Origin of the sequence: Sphingomonas paeninsulae (genome assembly GCF_003660165.1) — a bacterium.
Classification (GTDB): Bacteria; Pseudomonadota; Alphaproteobacteria; order Sphingomonadales; family Sphingomonadaceae; genus Sphingomonas_O; species Sphingomonas_O paeninsulae.
The window spans coordinates 1411645-1433201 of the sequence record NZ_CP032829.1 but is presented as its reverse complement, the minus strand read 5'-3'; the positions used below and the strand labels follow the sequence as shown (position 1 = coordinate 1433201).

The following is a 21557-nucleotide window of genomic DNA, read 5'->3' as shown; positions in this document are numbered from 1 at the left end:
GGTCAATCGCAACACGATGACTTGCAAACGGGGGATGAGTGATGCGATCGAACTGGGTGAAAGCGTCGGTTCTGGCGTTGCTGGCACTGCCGGTCGCGGCGATCGGCGATACATCACCACAGGTCACGCTCGCGATTCCGGGTTCGGCCGGAACCAACAGCGGCGCGATCCAGCGTTTCACGATGCGCTTTTCCGAAACGATGGTCGCGCTTGGCGACCCGCGCGCCACCGCTCCCGCCACGATGAAATGCCCCGTCGCCTCAACCGGGCGCTGGGTCGATCCGCAAACCTATGTCTTTGATTATGAGAAAGTTCTGCCCGGCGGCATCTCGTGCAGCGTTGCCCTGAACAAAGGACTGACGAGCACACGGGGAGCCGCAGTCACCGGCACGACCAGTTTCACCATCGACACCGGCGGACCATCGGCGCGGGCGATCCTGCCCGATAGTGGCGATGACGATATCGAGGAAAACCAGGTTTTCCTTGTCGCCACCAACGTCGCCCCGGACTTCGCTTCGGTATCGACCCATGGTTATTGTGCGGTCGATGGCATCGGCGAAAAGATCGCGCTCGATGTCCTTCCCGATGCGCCTGCAAAGATACTGACGGGCCTTGGTGACAAGGAATGGCGTGTCCGCAACTTCCTCGAAAATGCCGGGCTCGCGCAAAAACTTCCCGCCAATGCGACCGACCTGAAGCGCGGCCTTTCCACCATCGTTGCGGTGAAATGCCGTCGCCCGCTGCCACCCGGTCACGAAATGGCGGTCGTGTGGGATGCAGGAATCGCCAGCGCCGATGGCCGCACCGCCGCGCGTGACCAGCGTTTCGATTTTACAGTGCGCAAAGCCTTTCAGGCCCGTTTCGAATGTGCGCGCGTCAATCCGCAGGCCGGGTGCAATCCGATTCAGGATGCCCATGTTCGTTTCACCGCCCCGATTTCGATGGATGCGGCAAAGGCGATCCGGCTGACGTTTGCGGACGGCACGACCAAAACTCCGGTTTTCGATGACGATGACAAGAACAAAACCGAAGTCGCCGACATTAATTTCAAGGGACCATTCCCAGCGGCCAGCGCCGCGACGGTATCGCTGCCCGCCAATGTCCAGGATTTCAGCGGTCGCAAGCTTGAAAATGGCGAGCGTTTCCCGCTTGCCGTAAAGTTCGATGAATCACCGCCGCTGGTGAAATTCGCGGCTTCGTTCGGCATTCTCGAAGCGAAGGAGGGGGCGTATTGCCCGTCACTGTCCGCGCCGTCGAACCACAACTGGCGCAAAATGTCGTCGCGGTGAATGGTGCATCGCTCCGTGTCGCCGGATCGGACGGCCAGATCGCCGACTGGCTCCGCAAGCTGGACAAAGCCGGGGGCAATGATTTCCGCGAGGAGCCTACAGGCGTCAAGGATGAGACGAAGACCGTAAACTATACCGGCTCGACTTCGCTGCTGGGATCGCAGGGCAATGCGTTGAAACTGGGACTGCCCGGTGGCGGAAAACAGTTCGAAGTCGTCGGCATACCGTTGACCAAACCCGGATTCTATGTGGTCGAACTGGCAAGTCCGACCCTTGGACGGGCGCTGCTCGGTCGTAATGCAACGCGCTATGTTTCGGCGGGTGCGCTCGTCACCAACATGGCGGTGCATTTCAAATGGGGTCGTGAATCGTCGCTGGCATGGGTAACGGCACTCGACAGCGGCAAGCCCGTATCAGGGGCCGATGTACGCATCACCGATAGCTGTTCGGGCAAGATGCTGACGCAGGGGCGCAGCGATGGTCAGGGTCGCCTGATGGTGCAAAACGGGCTGCCGCAGCCCGAAACCTATGGCAGTTGCAACGAAAACTCGACCGCGCATCCGCTGATGATTTCCGCGCGCGCCGGGGACGATTTCAGCTTTACGCTGACCGAATGGGGACAGGGGATTCGCCCCTATGACTTCGACTTGCCCTATGGCTATTCGGGCAACGGGCAGAACATCCTGCACACCATTTTCGACCGAACGCTGTTGCGCGCCGGTGAAACGGTGAACATGAAACACATCCTTCGCAAACCTGTCGGCAACGGGTTCGGTTTTGCCGACACGATCGACGGCAAGCTGCGGATTTCGCACAGAGGTTCGGACACGCAGTTCGATATCCCGCTGAGCATCGGCAAGGACGGCATCGGCGAAACTTCGTGGACGGCACCGCAAGCGGCACCGATGGGTGACTATGACGTGTCGGTTATCGTCGGCGACAAGACGATCTCGTCCGGTCAGTCGGTCCGCGTCGACGAATATCGCCTGCCGACGATGCGCGCTACGATATCCGGCCCGAAAACCGCCGTGGTTCGCCCGACAAGTGTGCCGTTGAACCTGTTCGTCGGCTATTTGTCGGGCGGCGGTGCGTCGAACCTGCCGGTTGCGATCCGCACGGCATTTTCCACAGAGGAAAGCGCGCCCGCCGGCTGGGATGGCTGGAGCTTTGGCGGCGACGCATTGAAGGAGGGGACAACGCCCCTGAATAGCGGAGGCGACGAGCCTGAAACCGCGACGCCGTTGTCACAAACGATCCCGGTGACGCTGAACGCATCGGGCACAGCGCAAACCAGCATCGACGTTAACACGGCCGTGGACCGAACCACGGCGATGATCGTCGAGATGGATTACGCCGACGCCAATGGTGAGACGCTGACGGCGAGCCATTCCATCCTGTTGAACCCGTCGGCCGTTCGGCTTGGCATCAAGACCGATGGCTGGCTGATGCGTGACAGCGACCTGCGGTTGCAGTTTGCGGCGATCGGCGTCGATGGCGTCGTGAAGCGCGGGCAGCGGGTTTCGGTGGCGCTTTACAGCCGCGAAACGATCACCGCACGGCGGCGGTTGATCGGGGGCTTTTACGCTTACGACAATCAGGAAAAGATCACGAAGATCAGCGGCAGTTGTTCGACATCGACCGATGCCAAGGGCTTGGCCGAGTGTCGGATCGATGCCGGTGTTTCGGGTCAGGTAACGGTGGTTGCGACCACAACCGATGCTGACGGAAATATCGCGCGCGCCGTCAAGACCGTCTGGCTTGCAGGTGAAGATGAATGGTGGTTCGGCGGCGACAATGGCGATCGCATGGACCTCGTCGCCGAAGCCAAATCATACAAGGCAGGAGAGACGGCGAAGTTTCAGGTACGGATGCCGTTCCGGTCAGCCACGGCATTGGTGACGGTCGAACGCGAAGGCGTGTTGTCGAGCTTCGTCACTGAATTGTCGGGTAAAGACCCCGTAATCTCGGTGCCGATGCCCGCAAGCTATTCGCCCGACGTCTATGTTTCCGTCATGGCGGTTCGTGGGCGCATCGGGGGCTGGAGCCTGTGGTGGGCGCAAAAGGCGCGCGAGTGGCATCTGCCATTTTTCAGCCGGGAGGGGGCTGAACCGACCGCCCTCGTCGATCTTGCCAAACCGAGTTACCGGATCGGTATCGCCAAGGTGAATGTCGGTTGGGAGGGCCATACGCTTGGCGTGACGGTAAAGACCGACAAGCCGAAATATGCCGTGCGCGAAACGGCACAGGTCGATGTGGCGGTGACCGAACCGGACGGCAAACCCGCGCGATCGGCAGAGATCGCGTTCGCTGCGGTCGATGAAGCTTTGCTGCAATTGTCGCCGAACAAGAGCTGGAAGTTGCTCGACGCGATGATGGGGGAACGCACCCTCGATGTGCTGACCTCCACCGCGCAGACGCAGGTCGTCGGCAAGCGGCATTATGGCAAGAAAGCGGTTGAAGCTGGCGGCGGTGGCGGCGGCGATGCGTCGGGCGTGAACCGTGAGGATTTCCGGCCCGTGTTGTTGTGGAAGGGCCGTGTGCCTTTGGATGCAAACGGCCATGCGCGCATTCCGGTGACGCTGTCGGATTCGCTGTCGGCATTCAAACTGGTGGCGATTGCGACGAGTGGGTCGCAGTTGTTCGGAACGGGGCAGGTCAGCATCAGGACCGCGCAGGATCTGAGCATCTATTCGGCGCTGCCGCCATTGGTGCGAACGGGCGATTTCTATGGCGCGAGCTTTACGCTGCGCAACGGTTCCGATCACGCAATGGATGTGACGGCAACCGTTAAGGTCAATCCTGCGGTGGCGGTGGGAAGGCCGCTGAAGGTAACGATCCCCGCTGGCGGCGCGGTGCCGGTGACGTGGAATCTGCCCGCGCCCGATGGCATCACGAAACTCGACTGGTCGGTGGAGGCGCGTTCGGCGGATGGCAAGGCGATCGACCGGCTGAGCGCGTCGCAGGATGTTGCCCCTGCTGTGCCGATGGAGGTCTGGGCCGCGACCCTGACGCGTGTTGGGGGTCAGGGGTTCCCGATCATGGCACCTGCTGGCGCGTTGCCGGGAGCATTTGTCGATGTGAAATTGTCCGACACTCTGGCTCCCCCACTTGAGGGGGTGCGGGCCTATATGACGGGTTATCCGTATAATTGTTTCGAACAGCAATTGTCCCGCGCGGTTGTGCTGGGCGATGCCGGGCGCTGGGGTGCGCTGGCCGGGGCAATTCCGACGTATCTCGATAATGACGGGCTGCTGCGATATTTCCCGAGCGAGCGGATGCAGGGGTCCGAAGCCCTGACCGCCTATGTGTTGTCGATGACGGCGGAGGCGGGGTTCGCCATTCCCGAAGCCGCGAAGGGCCGCATGGTCGAAGCGATGAAGGCGGTGGTCGAAGGTCGCCTGAAACGCGATGGTCAGGGGCCGAACGATGTGCGCCTGTTGAAGATCGCGGCGCTCGCGGCACTGGCGCGGAATGGTGCTTCGACGGCGGGGCTGGTTGGCAATATCGACATCGCCCCCGCCGATATGCCGACAGCGACGCTGGCCGACTGGATCGTCGTCCTCGACCGAACACCGCAGCTTGGACAAGGCGCTGCGTTGCGCACTCTGGCCGAGAATATTCTGCGGCAACGGATCGTCTATGAGGGATCGCGAGTGGACCTGACAGATGCGACAAACGCGCCTTGGTGGATGATGGTGTCCGGTGACGAGATGGCGTTGAAAACGCTCAACACCATTCTTGGGCGGCCCGGCTGGTCGAACGAGGGGCCAAAGATGATGGTCGGTGCAGCTCTGCGTCAGCGACGGGGTGCATGGGATACGACACCGGCGAATGCGTGGGGCACGATTGCCGCACGGCGCTTTGCGACATTGTATCCCGCAACGGCGGTGACGGGTGTGACCACAGCGACGCTGGGTCCGGTCAACCGCACGCAGGGCTGGCCAATGATGAGCAATGCTTCACCGCTTCGCTTGCCAGTCCCGGCTGCGCAGACGCCGTTGGTACTGACGCAGACAGGAGGGGCTGGTCCGTGGGCAATCGTATCGTTTCATGCGGCTGTGCCGCTGCTTCAGCCTTTGTTCGCCGGTTATCGGATGGAGAAAGCGATCAGCATCGTTAGCCAGAAGAACAAAGGCTATCTGACACGCGGCGATGTGTTGAAGGTGCGGATTACCGTAGATGCGACCGCCGAGCGTAGCTGGGTCGTGGTGAATGATCCTGTACCGCCCGGCGCGACGATCATCGGAAGTCTGGGTGGGCAATCCGCGCTGCTCGGTGCGGCCGCTGGTGAAGGTGAAGGCGTGCAGCCGAGTTATGTCGAGCGCGGCCGCGATGCGTGGCGTGGGTATTTCGAATGGGTGCCTGCCGGACGGTTCACGGTGGAATATGCGGTACGGCTGAACGCTAGCGGGCGCTTCAACCTGCCGCCGTCGCGGGTCGAGGCGATGTATTCTCCGGAAATCAGGGCGCAAGTACCGAACCGGAGCATTTCGGTCGCGATGCGGTAAATGAGTGAGACGGTAAAGCGTCTGAAATGGGCAGCGATTTCACTGCCGGTTTTGGTGCTGATTGGGCTGTATGTGGCGACGTTTCCGCCGCTTTTGCCGTCTTATTCGCGTGTTATCGGCGGCTGGCATCCATCGGAGGCCTGGCTTTACGATCGTAACGGTCGGTTGATCGACAGTGTCCGGGTCGATTTCGCGGCGCGGCGGCTTGCCTGGGTGCCGTTGAAAGACATCAGTCCGGCACTGACCGAAACCGTTATCGCGTCGGAGGACAAACGGTTTCGCGAGCATGGCGGCGTGGACTGGCTGGCGATTGCCAATGCCGCAAAAGCACGTTTCGACGGCGTTTCGTCGCGCGGGGCCAGCACGATTTCAATGCAGGTCGCAGCGTTCCTGTCGCCGGGGCTGGCCGCTCCGGGAGCGCGGACGTGGCGCGACAAGATGCGCCAGATGCGGGCGGCTTCCGAGTTGGAAAGCACCTGGTCAAAGGATCAGATCCTCGAAGCTTATTTCAATCTCGCTGGCTATCGGGGTGAAGCTCAGGGGATCGGAGCTGCGGCGCTCGCGTTGTTCGGCAAGGCTCCGAACGCGCTATCCAAACGCGATGCCCTGTTGATCGCGGCATTGCTTCCCTCCCCGACCGCGAGCATCGGTGAAGTTGGCGCACGGGCCTGTCATCTGGCTCCCACGCAGGATTGCCACGCACTGACCGAAGCGGCGGCTGATATGTTATCGACCGAACGGGCGCGGGCGCTCGATCCGGGGCTGGCTCCACACCTTGCGACGCGGTTGCTGACCAAGCCGGGTATGAAGGTCACGACCACGCTGGATTTCGACATTCAGCGTGCGGCGGCGGCCGCTTTGACGCGCCAGTTGCAAGGTCTGGGACCGGCGCGAGCGCGGGATGGCGCAGTGGTGGTGATCGACAATGTTAGCGGCGATGTGCTGGCTTATGTCGGGGGTGTTGGCCTTGGTTCGACGGCGGCGGCGGTGGATGGGGCGAACGCTTATCGTCAGGCGGGATCGACGCTGAAGCCGTTTTTATATGGGCAGGTTATCGAGAAGGGCTGGCTGACGGCTGCGTCGATACTGGACGATTCGCCGGTACAACTCGACACGGCTTCCGGCCTGTATGTGCCGCAAAATTACGATCATAGTTTCAAGGGGCCAGTGAGCGTTCGCAGCGCGCTGGCCGGATCGTTGAATGTGCCTGCCGTCAGGACGTTGCTGGTCGATGGCGTGGAAAGCTTCCGTGATCGGCTGTGGGACATGGGATATCGCGGTCTGACCGAGGATGGGTCGTATTACGGGTTTAGTCTCGCGCTGGGGTCGGCGGAGGTCACTTTGCTGGAACAGGCCAATGCCTACCGCGCGATTGCCAATACGGGGCGGGTTTCCCCTTTGCGGTTGCGCGCGGACGATCCGGCGGGTGTCGCCCGGCAAATCATGACGCCGCAGGCTTCCTGGATCGTTTCCGATATCATGGCCGATCCGTCCGCGCGAGCGACGACGTTCGGGGTCGATTCGGCATTGCGCCTGCCGTTCTGGGCAGCGGCAAAGACCGGCACTTCGAAGGGGATGCGCGACAATTGGTGCGTCGGATTTACCGGCCGGTACACCGTCGCGGTTTGGGTCGGGAACCTTGAGGGCGATTCGATGAAGGCGGTTTCCGGGACCAGCGGCGCGGCCCCGGTCTGGCGCGATGTGATGATGGCTTTGGCGCAAGGGGGCGGTGGAAAAGCACCTGCGCGTCCGGCTGGGGTCGAGGCAAAGCGCGTGACTTTTGCAGGCAATGTCGAGCCGCCGCGGAGCGACTGGTTTCTAACCGGGACAGGGCAGGCGCAACAGGCTTTCGTTCCCGCAACGGCGCGGCGACCGCATATCGTGAACCCGGTATCGGGGAGCGTTTACGCGATGGACCCGGATATTCCGATCGACAGGCAGCGATTGGGGATAGCGGTGACGGGAGCGGTTGCTGGGCATCGGCTGGTGCTGGACCGGCGGGATTTGGGAGACGCCGATGCACGGCCGCAAGTGTTGGCCGGGCCGGGCGCGCACCGTTTGGCGCTGCTTGATCCAAGCGGGCGGGTTATCGATCAGGTGCGGTTTACGGTGCGGTGATTTCGAGTTGCCCTTCTCCCCTTCATGGGAAGACAAGGTCAGCGTTTGTCTTGGCTTGAACGGGCGATCCTCTTGTGAAAGGCATATAGGCCCTCGAACCCAGGGGGCATATTTCACGACATGGAACGGGACGCCGATTCACTATCAGGCCAGGGTTAGCCGAAGTTGACCGTTATCGAATCCACGGACACGCTAAGGGTAGAGAATGACTGAATTGCGTTCTGGTCTTCCGATAGTTTCATTTGCTGATCAAATTGCACTGGAAGACTGGTTGGCGGAACAACCGAGCGATTCCCACGGTGCATGGATTAGGTTTTGTAAGAAGGGCTCGTCCGTCGCCAGCGTCACCAAACCTCAGGCGATTGACAGTGCCCTTTGCTATGGCTGGATCGACGGCCAACTCGACAAGTATGACGCCGAAAGCTGGTTGGTACGCTTTACCCCACGGAGACCGCGCAGCACGTGGTCGGCGGTCAATCGGAAACGCGCGCTGGAACTGATTTCGGCGGGGTGCATGCAGGCATCCGGACAATTGGAAATTGATAAAGCGAAGGCTGATGGCAGGTGGGAGGCCGCCTATGCACCGGCTAGCAAGGCTGAGATTCCAGCGGATTTACAGAACGCGCTCGATGCGAATCCGAAGGCCGCAGCTTTCTTCACTACGCTCACGGGCGCTAACCGATATGCGATTTTGCACCGGATTGGCGCGGTAAAGAAAGCTGAGACCAGAGCCCGAAAGATCGGGGACTTCGTTGGCATGCTAGAACGCGGAGAGACCGTTCACGGCTGAAACGCGCGCAATACTCGATTGGGGCGACATACAGAAAAGCCGATCTTCTTTGAGAGAGAGGTTAGGGTCGGGACTGTCGGTTCTACTCCGGTCGCCCGTTCAACGCATGACGAGACTCACCCCCTCCCCTGAAGAAGCGGGGCTATGAGAGTGCCTTTTGCTTGCCGCATAATAGCAAGACGGCGATAGCAGCACCATGACCCCGGACGATATCAGACTCGCCACCGCCCTCGCCGATGCGGCGGGCGCGGCCATCCGCCCCTATTATCGGCAGGCGTTCAAACTTGAAGACAAGGCCGACGCATCGCCCGTCACCGAAGCGGATCGCGCAGCCGAGGCGGCAATGCGCGCCATCCTTGAAGCCGAGCGCCCCAACGACGGCATTATCGGTGAGGAATATGGTACCGTTCGCGAAGGTGCGTCCCGCCAGTGGGTGCTCGACCCGATCGACGGCACGACAAGCTTTATCGCCGGACGACCGATATTCGGAACGCTGATTGCACTGATGGAGGAGGGCTGGCCCGTCCTCGGCATCATCGACCAGCCGATTGCCGCCGAACGCTGGCTGGGCGCGGCGGGGCGGCCCACTCTGTTCAACGGACAGCGCGCCAAAACCCGCACCTGTCGCCAACTCGATCAGGCGATCCTTGCCACCACGAGTCCAAACCTGTTCAGCGAAGACGAAGCCGGACATTTCGTGGCGCTCGCGTCAAAGGTCGCGCGGCGTCGCATCGTTTATGGTGGCGACTGCTATAATTACGGGCTGGTCGCGTCGGGCCATGTCGATCTGGTCGTTGAGGCGGGGTTGAAGCTTTACGATCTTGCCGCACTGGTTCCGATCGTCGAGGGGGCCGGTGGAACGATGTGCGACTGGTCGGGCGAACCGCTGAACGCCGACAGTGCCGGTGACGTTATCGCAGTCGGCGATCCCGCCCGGCTCGACGACATATTGGAAGCGCTCGGTTAAAAGATACCGAGGAATTTCTTCTTCTGCTTGCTCGCGGTCCCGTTCCCTACATCGCCGCGCGGCTGACCCTTTGTCGTTCGCTGTGCATTGGCCGTGGCGCCGGACAGGATGGGACCGCATTGAGCCGATTTTGCGTCACCGATATCGACAAAGGCCAACACGGCGGCGAGCGGGGATGCAATAAGGCCGAGCCCCACGCTGACTCCGGCACGACCCAAAAGCTGTTCGCTGATTACGCTGATACCGGGTTTGGCGAAATGCCCGTTCACCCCGATCGGTGACTGAGCGGAAAACAGGCTGAACTTCTTGCCGTCGCCACGGAAGGCGAGATCGAGCGATTCATCTTTGAACGAGAAACTGCCGCGCCCTGCAATGACGTTCTTGGTCGTGTCGATCAGGATGGGGTCGGCCGCCGCGACACCATTTCGCACCGTGAACGCGATCAGCCCGCAATTGATTTCCACCGGCTTCTTGAGTTTTTCCATCACGAGCTTTTGGAAATAAGTTCCCAGATCAAGCTCTGCGAGCTGGATGTTGCGTGTCCAGAACGTGCCATGGGGGATGATGATCGCGATCCGGCCATTCGAACTGGCCAGAGATGTACGGACCGAATCACCGACGCCTGTCATCTGGATGCGCGCTTTTACCGTGCCCGTGGTTCCCGATTGATCGGCGCCGAAACGCGCGAGCAATTTGCCCATTGGCGTGGGCGACAGACGGATATCATATGCGGTGCGAACAGGAGCACCGCGCGCGTTGATCGAGATGTCCGACCACAGATGTCCGTCGGCCATATCGAATGTCAGCGGTGAGAGCTTAAGAATGCTGTCGTTCAGATCGAGATTCAGTGCGATGTTGGAGATGGGGACATTCTTTGCGCGGATATTCTGCACATGATATTTTACCTGCGCATCGAAGCGCTTGATGGCTTCTATCCGTAGGGGCGCATCGGGCAGGATGCGGGGAATACCGGCAACGGGAACCGCGACCTTGCCAGCTTCCAGTCGCGCGGGTTCATAACCAATGAACGGTCCGGCATCGATGATGTCGAGTGTATTTGTACGGAGGTCGGCGGCGATGTTCAGCCGCCCGCCAACCGGTACCGAAACCGTCATCGTACCGCCAAGGTCGCTGTCGCCGAATCGCCCGGCAAGGCGGGTGAACTTCCAGTCGACGCCTGCTTTGGTCAGGTCGGACGTCACGCGAAATGTACGCGTGTCCGGTATCGCGACACCGAGAAAATCGAACAACAAACTGAGATTGGGGCCACGCGCGAGCAGTTTCAGGTCCGCCCCCTCAATCACGGTTGCGCCTGGCAGAGTCCCCGCCACATCCAGCGACGTGCGCCCGGACCTGACCGCGAGCGCCAGCCTGTTCTTGCCGCCCGCCAGAGTCGTGTTTGGCGACATCAGGCTGCCCGACAGGGTGAAAGGTATCGCGCGCATCGTGCCGTTGCCCGTGAACCGGATATCCCCGGCAAAACGAGTGTCGGTGGCGCGAATCGTTTCAACACTGATGTCAGTTTTCAACAGCAGCGATGGGTCGAGGTAAGAGATTTTGGTTCCGACGATCTGTGCCGTTCGAATATCGGGGAGTTCGAACGGCTTACCTTTTTTGTCAGGGTCACCGAACGTGAAGGTGTTACGCTTGTGCGCCTTGTCCCATGCCAGATCGAGCTTGCCATTCGTCAGGTCGAGCCACTTTACGCGCCGGGTGCCGAAGATCAGCGGCAATGTGGCGATTCGTGTGTCGATGCGCTTCGATTCGAAAAATTCGCCGCCACGCCAGGCCGGATTGGAGATCGTCAGTCCCTCGGCAACGAACTTGGTATCGATTGGATCGAAATATAGCTGGAAATCGCCAGCGACGCGCACATCGCGCTGGAGCAGGCTGCTGACGGTGCGTTCGAACGGATGGCGCAGGAAACGACCCTTGGTGATGTAGAGAATCAGCCATGCCAGAATAATCAGACCGATGATCGCCGACAGAATCGCCAGTGGCGCCGCGATTGCCGAGTCGGGGACGCGACGAACAAGGCGTGCCCGGTCGGGCCTGAAATTCGGATCTGCTTCGGCCATGAACCGCAAAACCAATGGTTTGCCGCGATGTTCCTTTTCCCGCCGTCCATTGCCTTTCCCGCACCCTTTCGTTACAGGCGCACGCTTCACAACGAACGGTTGTCGACGATCGCCTGGCCAGAAGGGCTGCCACGGCGATTTGAAACCGTTGAGATTGAAAGGACGAAAATGCCCAAGTTGAAGACCAAAAGCGGTGTGAAGAAGCGCTTTACGCTGACCGCAAGTGGCCTGTTGAAGCATGGCGTCGCTGGTAAGCGTCACCGTCTTACGCACCACACTGCAAAATATATTCGCCAGAACCGCGGCACCAAGCTGCTGTCCAAGGCCGACACCGCAACGGTGAAGGCATGGGCACCGTACGGTTTGCAGTAGGAGCACCGGATAAATGGCACGCATTAAACGCGGCGTAACCACGCACGCAAAGCACAAGAAGATCCTTGATCTCGCGAAGGGCTATTATGGCCGTCGCAAGAACACGATCCGCGTCGCACGTCAGGCAGTCGAAAAGGCCGGCCAGTATGCGTATCGCGATCGCAAGGCCAAGAAGCGCAACTTCCGCGCTCTCTGGATCCAGCGTATCAACGCAGCAACGCGTGCAGAGGGCCTGAACTACGGCCAGTTCATGCACGGGCTGAAGCTTGCCGGGATCGAACTCGACCGGAAAGTCCTTGCCGACATGGCGATGAACGAAGGCGCTACCTTTAGCACCATCATCGCGCAGGCGAAGGCAGCTCTGCCAGAGGTTTCGGCCCAGGCAGCTTAAAAGCCGCTCTCTTCTATAATGCGCAAAAGGGCGTGAACGGATTGCCGTTCATGCCCTTTTGCTTATCAGGTGCCCGTCATGACCGAAGCTCTGCAAACCGAACTCCTGACCGCCATCGCCGCCGCCGACACGCTGGACGCGCTGGAAACCGTGCGGATCGCTGCCCTTGGCAAGGCGGGCTCTGTGTCCGCTTTGTTGAAGACTTTGGGTGGGATGACGCCCGAGCAGCGACAGGCCGAAGGGCCACGGATCAACGGACTGCGTGAAACGGTTTCTGCTGGCATTGCGGAGCGAAAACGGGGTTTGGACGCAGCAGCTTTGGATGCGAGGCTCGCTACCGAGCGGCTCGATATGACTTTGCCTGCGCCCGAAGCGCCGAGGGGCAGCGTGCACCCGGTTAGTCAGGTTCTGGACGAGCTGTCAGAAATTTTCGCCGATATGGGGTTTGCCGTCGCGACCGGTCCCGAGATCGAGGACGACTGGCACAATTTCACCGCGCTCAACATTCCGGAGACACATCCGGCGCGGGCGATGCACGATACTTTTTATTTCCCCGATGAAGTCGATGGCAAGAAGATGCTGCTCCGCACGCACACTTCGCCTGTCCAGATTCGCACCATGACGTCACAGTCGCCACCAATCCGCATCATCGCGCCGGGACGGGTGTACCGATCGGACAGCGACGCGACGCATACGCCGATGTTCCATCAGATCGAGGGGCTGGTGATCGATCGCGGTATCCACCTCGGCCATTTGAAGTGGACGCTTGAGACGTTCCTAAAGGCGTTCTTCGAGCGCGACGATGTCGTCCTCCGCCTGCGCCCGAGCTATTTCCCGTTCACCGAACCTTCGGTCGAGGTCGATGTCGGCTATTCTATCGAAAAGGGAAAGCGCGTGATCGGCGGCAGCGAAGGCTGGATGGAAGTGCTGGGCAGCGGGATGGTTCACCGCCGGGTTATCGAATCCTGCGGGCTGGACCCTGACGAATGGCAAGGTTTTGCATTCGGGACCGGGATCGACCGGCTGGCGATGCTGAAATACGGGATGGACGATCTGCGACCGTTCTTCGACGGCGATTTGCGCTGGCTGAAACATTACGGGTTCTCGGCCTTCGATGTTCCAACACTCAGCGCAGGAGTCGGAGCATGAAGTTCACTTTAAGCTGGCTGCAAGATCATCTTGAAACCAACCACTCGGTAGAACAACTTGCCGACACGTTGAACGCCATCGGCCTTGAGGTCGAAGGAATCGAAAACGCAGCGGAAAAGCTGAAATCGTTCAGAATCGCCAAGGTTTTGACCGCCGCGCCACATCCGCAGGCGGACAAACTGCAAGTGCTGACCGTCGATGCTGGCGACGGGCCACTGCAAGTCGTTTGCGGCGCGCCCAATGCGCGTGCGGGATTGGTCGGCGTGTTCGGTGCGCCGGGCGCTGTCGTTCCGTCGAACGGCATGGTCCTGAAAGTCGCGGCGATTCGTGGAGTCGAATCGAACGGCATGATGTGTTCGGTGCGCGAGCTGGAGTTAGGTGAGGAGCATGATGGTATCATCGAGCTTCCTGCCGATGCGCCAATCGGTCAGGTCTATGCGAGCTGGGCGAAGCTGGACGATCCGGTATTCGATATTGCGATTACGCCCAATCGGCAGGATTGCATGGGCGTTCGCGGGATTGCGCGCGATCTGGCGGCGGCTGGTGCCGGGACGCTGAAACCGCTGAATATCCCCCAGATTGTGGACAATTTCCCCTGTTCAACCGAAATTCGGACTGATGACGCCGAAGGTTGCCCTGCTTTTTATGGTCGCATCATTCGCGGCGTGACCAATGGTCCGTCGCCCGAGTGGATACAGAACCGTTTGAAAGCGGTCGGTCAGCGACCCATTTCCGCGCTGGTCGATATTACCAACTATGTGATGTTCGATCATGGGCGCCCGAGCCATGCCTATGATCTGGCGCAACTGTCGGGTGCGGTCGTTGCCCGACGCGCAACCGATGGCGAAACGGCCACCGCCCTGAACGGTAAAGACTATACGCTGACATCGACGATGACCGTGATCGCCGATGACAATGGCGTGCATGACATTGCGGGCATCATGGGTGGCGAACATTCAGGTGTTTCGGACGCGACGACCGACGTTCTGCTGGAGGTCGCCTATTTCGACCCTGAGCGGATTGCGCGGACGGGGCAGGCTTTGCTGCTGACTTCGGATGCGCGCGCGCGGTTTGAGCGGGGCGTTGATCCGGCGTTTCTGGACAATGCGCTGGCGCTGATTACCGGACTGATCCAGTCAATTTGTGGTGGCGAGGCTTCCGAGGTCGTTCATGCGGGTCAGCCGCCGGTGTCGCCAAAGATTATCGCCTACGATACCGGGCTATGTGCGCGGTTGGGTGGCGTTGACGTTGAACCCGCTGAGCAGAAGGCGATTCTGGAGCGGCTTGGGTTCGGCGTTGCTTCGGACTGGAACGTCACCGTGCCGACCTGGCGTCGTGACGTCGATGGCCCGGCCGATCTGGTTGAAGAAGTCGTGCGGATCGTCGGGCTGGACAAGGTCGTGTCAGTCGCGCTGCCGCGTGCGGAAGGCGTTGCCAAGCCGACGGCTACTCCTGCGCAAAAGCAGGAGCGCAAAGTTCGGCGAACGGCTGCGGCGCGTGGGTTGAACGAAGCGATCACCTGGAGTTTCCTGAGCGAGACGCAGGCGGCGGCCTTTGGTGGCAGCAGTTGGACGTTGAGCAATCCGATTTCGGAAGATCTGAAGGTGATGCGGCCGTCGATGCTGCCCGGCCTGTTATCGGCGGCGCAACGCAATGCGGATCGCGGGGCCGACGGCATCCGACTGTTCGAGATCGGGCGGCGATATCTGGCCGATGCCGAGCGGGCGACGGTTGGGATTGTGCTGGCCGGTGAGCGGTCGGCGCGTGGCTGGGCCGATGGCAAAGCGCAGGCGTTCGATGCGTTCGATGCCAAGGCGGAGGCGATTGCCCTGTTGGAAGCGGCGGGTGCTCCGGTCGAGAATTTGCAGATATTCGGTGAGGCGGGGGCGCATTATCATCCCGGTCAGTCGGGTACACTGCGGCTTGGACCGAAGACCGTGCTGGCGAGTTTCGGTGCGTTGCATCCAGCGACTGCCAAGGCGTTCGATCTGAGCGGTGCAGTTGTGGCGGCAGAGATTTATCTGGATGCGATTCCGGCCAAGCGTGGGTCGGGGTTCATGCGACCTGCGTTTACGCCTCCCCCGCTTCAAGCTGTGCGGCGTGACTTTGCGTTTCTGGTTTCTGTCGATGTGGCGGGCGATGCCCTGCTTCGGGCGGTTAAGGGTGCGGACAAGGTTGCGATTACCGGCGCGCGGTTGTTCGATGTGTTTACCGGGACTGGTGTACCGGAAGGGCAGAAGTCGCTGGCGGTTGAGGTTGTTTTGCAGCCGGTGGATAAGAGTTTCACCGAAGACGAGTTGGGCGTGATTGCGGCCAAAATTGTTGCTGCTGCAGCAAAGGCGGGAGCGGTTCTGCGGGGGTAATTACCAAATTTTATCCGCTTCCCTGAGTTTGTCGACGAGCCGTTCTGTTTACCTTGGCAAACAGAAGGGCAGCCCTTCGACAGGCTCAGAGAAGCGGGTTAAGCGGTAGGTTGAGCATCCCAAACGGAGAATGTGATGGCCGCCGAATCTGTAACGATTGCCTCCGATTTCCTGACCGCCGAAATATCACCTCACGGGGCAGAACTGCAGTCTTTGCTCGATGCCGAGGGTCGGCAGTTCATGACCGATGCCGATCCTGCGTTCTGGACGGGCCATGCGCCGGTCCTGTTTCCGATCGTCGGGCGGGTGAATCACGATCATTACCGGCTGGACAGCGTAGAGTATGAGATGCCCAAACACGGGTTCGCGCGGCGGTCGCATTTCGATCTGGTGCGGTCGGATGAGGCATCGGCGACGTTTCAACTGACCGATGGCGCGGCGACGCGGGCGCATTACCCTTTCGCTTTTGCGCTGGAGATGGCGTTCACAGTGCAGGAGCGGACTTTGTCGATGACGGCGACGGTTCGGAACACGGGCGATGTTTCGATGCCTGCGAGTTTCGGCTTTCATCCGGCATTTGCGTGGCCGCTGCCTTTTGGCGGCACGAAAGAGCAGCATCAGGTTCGTTTTGAGCGGGATGAGCCGGGGCATTGAAGGAGATATCTCCCGACGGCTTGATCGCGACAGCAAAGCGCGAGACTCCTGTCGAGGGCAATGTCCTGCATTTGAAGGATGAGCTGTTCACGAACGACGCTCTCGTCTGGGACGAGCTTGAAAGTCGGTGCGTACATTATGGGGTGCCGGGAAAGCCTGGGCTGGACATTGCCTTTCCCGATACTTCGATGCTGGGGATCTGGATGAAACCGGGTGCGCATTATCTGTGCATTGAGCCATGGGCGGGGATCGCCGATCCCGAAGGCTATGCAGGAGACTTCCGAAGCAAGCCGGGAGTTTTCGAGGTTGCTCCAGGTACGAAGCGCCTGTTTCGGGTTACAGTGACGGTCGGTGAGTGAGCAGATGGCGTTCTCTTGTTAGCGACTCAACAGGAAGACGGCGTGTTCGGCGCGGAAATTGGCAACAGCCTCGCCGGTGAGTTTTTCGCCGGACAGAAACCATGATCCCTCGACCTTGATATCGCGTTCGCGGACGTGGGCGCGAAAGTCGTCGATGGTCAGATGGTGGATGTTCGGGGTTTCGTACCATGCGATCGGTAGCGAGCGGGTTACCGGCATCCGTCCGCCCCATAAGAGCGATGCCCTGACGCGCCAGTGAGCGAAGTTGGGAAAAGACACGAATGCTTTGGAGCCGACGCGCAGGAGCTGATCGAGGACGCGATCGGGGCGGCGGGTTGTCTGGAGCGTCTGGCTGAGGATCGCATAGTCGAAGCTGGCGTCGGGATAGTCCGCCAGATCGGTGTCGGCGTCGCCTTGAATCACGGATAGCCCGCGCGCGAGTGCCGCCGTGACGTCACTTCCATCAATCTCTATGCCACGCGCGTCGACGCCTTTGCGGTCGCGGAGTTCGGCCATCAATGCGCCATCGCTGCACCCGACGTCGAGGACGCGCGAGCCGCTACGGACGTGGTCGGCGATGATTGAAAGATCGGCGCGGAGGCTCATTAGCATTCCGGGCACAGGAAGCCCGACACCACGCGGTCGAGGGCAGGGACATCGAGCAGGAAACTGTCGTGACCGAATGGCGCGGACAGTTCGACGAAGCTGGCGGGCGCGCCCGATGCGTTCAAGGCGTGAACGACGTTGCGTGATTCGGACGTAGGGTAGAGCCAGTCGGTGTCGAAACTGACGAGGCAAAACCGCGTTTTCGAGCCACGAAAGGCGTTGGCGAGCATCCCGCCATGTTCCTCCGCCAGATCGAAATAATCCATCGCGCGGGTGATGTAGAGGTAAGAGTTGGCATCGAACCTGTCCGAAAAGCTCAGGCCCTGATGACGGAGATAGCTTTCAACCTGAAAATCGGCGTCGAAGCCAAAAGTCTTGGCTTCGCGCGCTTGCAGGCGGCGGCCGAACTTTTCCGTCAGGCCCGATTCGGAGAGATAGGTGATATGGGCGGCCATGCGCGCAACGGCGAGGCCAGCGGCTGGCGACACGCCATCGGCATAATATTGGCCGCCGCGCCAGTTGGGGTCGGCCATGATCGCTTGACGTCCGACTTCGTGGAAGGCGATGTTCTGCGCGGAATGGCGCGCGGTCGACGCGATGACGAGCGCGGCCTGCACACGGTCGGGGAAGGTCGCGGCCCAGCTAAGCGCCTGCATCCCGCCCATCGAGCCGCCAACGACGGCGTGAAGCGTATCGATGCCAAGGTGGTCGAGCAGCAAGGCTTGCGCACGGACCATGTCGCGGATGGTGATAACGGGGAAGCGCATAGCGAAGGGTGCGCCGTCGGGAGCAAGGCTGCCGGGACCGGACGAGCCCATGCAACTGCCGATGACGTTCGAACAGATCACGAAAAAACGGTCGGTGTCGATGGGTTTGCCGGGGCCGACCATGCGCGCCCACCATCCAGGTTTGCCGGTCATCGGGTGGGGACTGGCGATATGCTGGTCGCCAGTCAGAGCGTGGGTGATGAAGATGGCGTTGGATTTGGCGGCGTTGAGCGTGCCGTAGGTTTCATAGCCGATTTCGACCGGCGACAGCGTCGCGCCACCGTCGAGCGCAAGCGGTCCCGGCAATGTCACCCGCCGATCGGGACCGAAGCGTTGGTCTTCACTCATCACCATTGCGGCTAGGACGGTGGTGCTTAACTTGTCAACGCAGGCGGCTGGGCGCTAGTGCGAGAGCATGACAATAGATACGAATTCGCCCCGGCCAAAAGACTGGGTCATGGCAATCGCGCCCTATGTACCGGGGCGTTCGACCACGGATGACGGGCGCAAGGTCGCTAAGCTGTCTTCCAACGAAAATCCTTTGGGAACGAGCGAAGCGGCGCGGGCTGGTTTTGCGGCCCATGCAGGCGATCTGGAGCGGTATCCCGATGCGGGTGCCAGTGCGTTGCGCGAAAAGATTGCCGCGCAATACGGGCTGGACCCGGCGCGGGTGATTTATGGAACGGGATCAGATGAGATCCTGCATCTGATCGCGGGAGCCTATGCCGGGCCGGGCGATGAGGTGATCTTTGTGCGTTACGGCTTTGCGGTTTACGAAATTGCGACGCGGCGCGTTGGGGCCGAGCCAGTTATCGCCCCCGATACCGATTATGCGACCGATGTGGATGCTGTACTTGCAGCAGTGACGGATCGGACGCGGATCGTGTTTATCGCCAACCCGAACAATCCGACGGGGACATATTCCACAAAGGCCGAGATTGCGCGCCTGCACGCGGCTTTGCCGAAAACGGTACTGCTCGTTCTCGATCAGGCTTATGCCGAATATCTGGAGGACGCCGATGATGATGGCGGGCTGGAACTGGCAAAGACACAATCGAACGTTGTAATTACGCGGACGTTTTCAAAGATCCACGGGCTGGCGGCTGAGCGGATCGGCTGGGGCTATGGTCCGGCGGCTGCGGTTGATGCGATGCATCGGATTCGTGCACCGTTTAACGTTACGACAGCTGGGCAGAACGCGGCCATCGCGGCGTTGGGGGCCAAAAATTTTATCGAAAACAGCCGGGCGCATAATGTTCGGTGGCGCGCGTGGCTGGTCGAGGAAATCGGGAAGCTGGGTAATGCGGGCCTGCGTGCCGTGCCGTCAAAGGCAAACTTTCTGCTGATATTGTTCGAGGGGAGTTTGACGGCGGAAACGACGTATCACGCGCTGATGGATAGCGGCTATATCGTGCGCTGGTTGCCGGGGCAGAAGCTGGGCCACGGATTGCGAATCACCATCGGAACCGAAGATGAGATGCTTGGGCTGGTCGCAGCGTTGCGTGCGATCGTTGCCGAAAAAGTGAGCGAAACCGCCTGATGCTGCCGTTTGCGCGCGTATCGGTCATCGGACTCGGCCTGATCGGATCGTCGATTTTGCGCGCGGTGCGAGAGGCTATGCCGACGGTTCACCTGACCGGGCATGATGGTGACGCGGCGGTTCGCGAAACAGTGCGGGCCCTGGACCTGTGCGACGATGTAACCGACACGGCGGGTACGTCGGTCACCGACGCCGATCTGGTAATCCTTTGCGTGCCGGTGGGCGCGATGGGTGAGGTGGCAGAGAGCATCGCCGCCGATTTGCCCCCCGAAGCGATTGTCAGCGATGTCGGATCATCAAAGGCGGGCGTCGCGGCAGCACTGGCGTCCGCGTTGCCAAACAACGCGGTTGTGCCTGCACATCCGGTGGCAGGAACCGAGCGCAGCGGACCAGATGCCGGGTTTGCCGCGCTTTTCCATCATCGCTGGTGCATTCTGACACCCGTGCCCGGAACGCCCGAGGCTGCGGTGCTGCGCGTGACCGAGTTTTGGAAGCGGCTGGGGGCTGAGGTCGAGACGATGGAGCCTGCCCATCACGACAAGGTTCTGGCAATCACAAGCCATCTGCCACATCTGATTGCCTATACGATCGTCGGCACCGCTTCCGATCTGGAAAGCGTAACACAGTCGGAGGTTATCAAATATTCGGCAGGCGGTTTCCGTGACTTTACCCGGATCGCGGCGTCCGATCCGACAATGTGGCGCGATGTGTTCCTGACGAACAAGGATGCGGTGCTCGAGATGCTCCAGCGGTTTAGCGAAGACTTGACGGCGTTACAGCGCGCCATCCGTTGGGGCGATGGTGATGCCCTGTTCGATTTGTTTACCCGCACGCGGGCCGTACGGCGGAGTATCATCGAACAGGGACAGGATGACGGAAGGCCTGATTTCGGGCGTTCCGATCACTGACCTAACTAATGATTGAAAACGTTTATCGCGGCGTGAATTCGCGCTTCGATTTCCTCGCGACCAAGACCAGGCGGGATCGGCTCGCCAATGAGTATGTTGATCGTGCCGCTGCGCTTCATGAATTTGTGTTTTGGCCATAAGCGCCCGCTATTTAGTGCGACGGGAACAACGGGCAGGCCCAATGTCTTGTATAGGCCGGCGATGCCCGCCCGCAGCGGCGGTTGCTCACCGGGAGCAACACGTGTCCCCTCTGGAAAGATAACGATTGGGCGATTGAGGGCGACGGCTTCGCGTGCCGCTTTCAGCATTCGGCGCAATGCCGCAGAACCGGTTTCACGCGCAACGGGTATAACTCCGTGACGGTGTGCCGCCCGGCCCCAAACCGGGATGGTCAGTAACTCGGCCTTGGCAACGACGGCTGGACGGCCAATCAGATGCAAAACCTCGATCGTTTCGAACATAGCCTCGTGTTTAATGGCGATGATAGCCGCGCCGGTAGGAAATTTTCCCTCGATCACAGTTTTAATGCCGAGCAGCCAGCGAACGCAGAACCAATGATATTGCGCCCAAACGCGGGATGACGCGATGACGGCATCCTGACCGAAAAAGACCGACAGGGCCGCCACAGTCACCAGCGGCACGCTGCCGATGTAGAATATAATGTTGAACAACAGCGAACGGACAAACGTCACAAAACT

Annotated in this window: 15 protein-coding genes and 1 pseudogene; 12 read left to right on the top strand and 4 right to left on the bottom strand. The window is 60.4% G+C overall.

Annotated elements, in window-relative coordinates:
* The first annotated feature begins 38 nt into the window (after positions 1-38).
* The 5 genes from D3Y57_RS21380 (at position 39) to hisN (ending at position 9672) form a co-directional block, all read left to right on the top strand.
* Positions 39-1289 (top strand): hypothetical protein, encoded by a 1251-nt coding sequence (locus D3Y57_RS21380; protein ID WP_347400430.1) that lies wholly within the window; start codon positions 39-41, stop codon positions 1287-1289.
* Positions 1232-5797, top strand: a complete 4566-nt coding sequence (locus D3Y57_RS12565; protein WP_347400429.1) for an alpha-2-macroglobulin family protein — start codon at positions 1232-1234, stop codon at positions 5795-5797. Before D3Y57_RS21380 ends, D3Y57_RS12565 begins: the two co-directional genes overlap by 58 nt.
* A complete protein-coding gene (gene pbpC / locus D3Y57_RS12560) occupies positions 5798-7915 on the top strand; it encodes a penicillin-binding protein 1C (protein WP_121153272.1) in 2118 nt (705 codons plus the stop codon).
* A gap of 205 nt (positions 7916-8120) precedes the next feature.
* Positions 8121-8705, top strand: coding sequence for a YdeI/OmpD-associated family protein (locus D3Y57_RS12555; protein WP_121153271.1), 585 nt, complete (start codon positions 8121-8123; stop codon positions 8703-8705).
* 196 nt (positions 8706-8901) lie between these two features.
* A complete protein-coding gene (gene hisN / locus D3Y57_RS12550) occupies positions 8902-9672 on the top strand; it encodes a histidinol-phosphatase (protein ID WP_121153270.1) in 771 nt (256 codons plus the stop codon).
* Here the strand turns inward: hisN and D3Y57_RS12545 are convergent.
* Positions 9669-11750 carry an AsmA family protein gene (locus tag D3Y57_RS12545; RefSeq protein ID WP_121153269.1) on the bottom strand — a complete coding sequence of 694 codons (2082 nt, stop codon included), beginning with the start codon at positions 11748-11750 and terminating at the stop codon, positions 9669-9671. The two genes, hisN and D3Y57_RS12545, sit on opposite strands and share 4 nt — an antisense overlap.
* 168 nt (positions 11751-11918) lie before the next feature.
* Between D3Y57_RS12545 and rpmI the strand changes: the two genes are divergently transcribed.
* From rpmI to D3Y57_RS12520, 5 genes and pseudogenes are all read left to right on the top strand, one after another.
* Entirely contained in the window at positions 11919-12122 is a 204-nt protein-coding gene (rpmI, locus tag D3Y57_RS12540) for a 50S ribosomal protein L35 (RefSeq protein ID WP_121155869.1), read from the top strand.
* A gap of 13 nt (positions 12123-12135) precedes the next feature.
* Positions 12136-12513: a 50S ribosomal protein L20 gene (gene rplT / locus D3Y57_RS12535; protein ID WP_121153268.1), complete on the top strand. Its 378-nt coding sequence runs from the start codon at positions 12136-12138 to the stop codon at positions 12511-12513.
* Positions 12514-12591: 78 nt separating this feature from the next.
* Positions 12592-13662: a phenylalanine--tRNA ligase subunit alpha gene (gene pheS, locus D3Y57_RS12530; RefSeq protein WP_121153267.1), complete on the top strand. Its 1071-nt coding sequence runs from the start codon at positions 12592-12594 to the stop codon at positions 13660-13662.
* Complete coding sequence (gene pheT, locus D3Y57_RS12525; protein WP_121153266.1) at positions 13659-16025, top strand: phenylalanine--tRNA ligase subunit beta; 2367 nt, start codon at positions 13659-13661, stop codon at positions 16023-16025. Before pheS ends, pheT begins: the two co-directional genes overlap by 4 nt.
* A gap of 135 nt (positions 16026-16160) precedes the next feature.
* Positions 16161-17038 (top strand): annotated as a pseudogene (locus D3Y57_RS12520) (aldose 1-epimerase family protein).
* A gap of 18 nt (positions 17039-17056) precedes the next feature.
* Here D3Y57_RS12520 and metW read toward each other — a convergent pair.
* Together metW and metX are read right to left on the bottom strand one after the other, a co-directional pair.
* Positions 17057-17644, bottom strand: coding sequence for a methionine biosynthesis protein MetW (metW, locus tag D3Y57_RS12515; protein WP_121153265.1), 588 nt, complete (start codon positions 17642-17644; stop codon positions 17057-17059).
* Positions 17644-18759: a homoserine O-acetyltransferase MetX gene (gene metX, locus D3Y57_RS12510; RefSeq protein ID WP_121155867.1), complete on the bottom strand. Its 1116-nt coding sequence runs from the start codon at positions 18757-18759 to the stop codon at positions 17644-17646. Before metX ends, metW begins: the two co-directional genes overlap by 1 nt.
* A 109-nt stretch (positions 18760-18868) precedes the next feature.
* Between metX and hisC the strand changes: the two genes are divergently transcribed.
* Positions 18869-19951 (top strand): histidinol-phosphate transaminase, encoded by a 1083-nt coding sequence (gene hisC, locus D3Y57_RS12505; RefSeq protein WP_239026053.1) that lies wholly within the window; start codon positions 18869-18871, stop codon positions 19949-19951.
* Positions 19951-20859, top strand: a complete 909-nt coding sequence (locus D3Y57_RS12500) for a prephenate/arogenate dehydrogenase family protein (protein WP_121153263.1) — start codon at positions 19951-19953, stop codon at positions 20857-20859. The genes hisC and D3Y57_RS12500 overlap by 1 nt, the downstream gene beginning before the upstream one ends.
* A 5-nt stretch (positions 20860-20864) precedes the next feature.
* Here D3Y57_RS12500 and D3Y57_RS12495 read toward each other — a convergent pair whose 3' ends face one another.
* Complete coding sequence (locus D3Y57_RS12495) at positions 20865-21551, bottom strand: lysophospholipid acyltransferase family protein (protein WP_239026052.1); 687 nt, start codon at positions 21549-21551, stop codon at positions 20865-20867.
* Between the last annotated feature and the right edge of the window lie 6 nt (positions 21552-21557).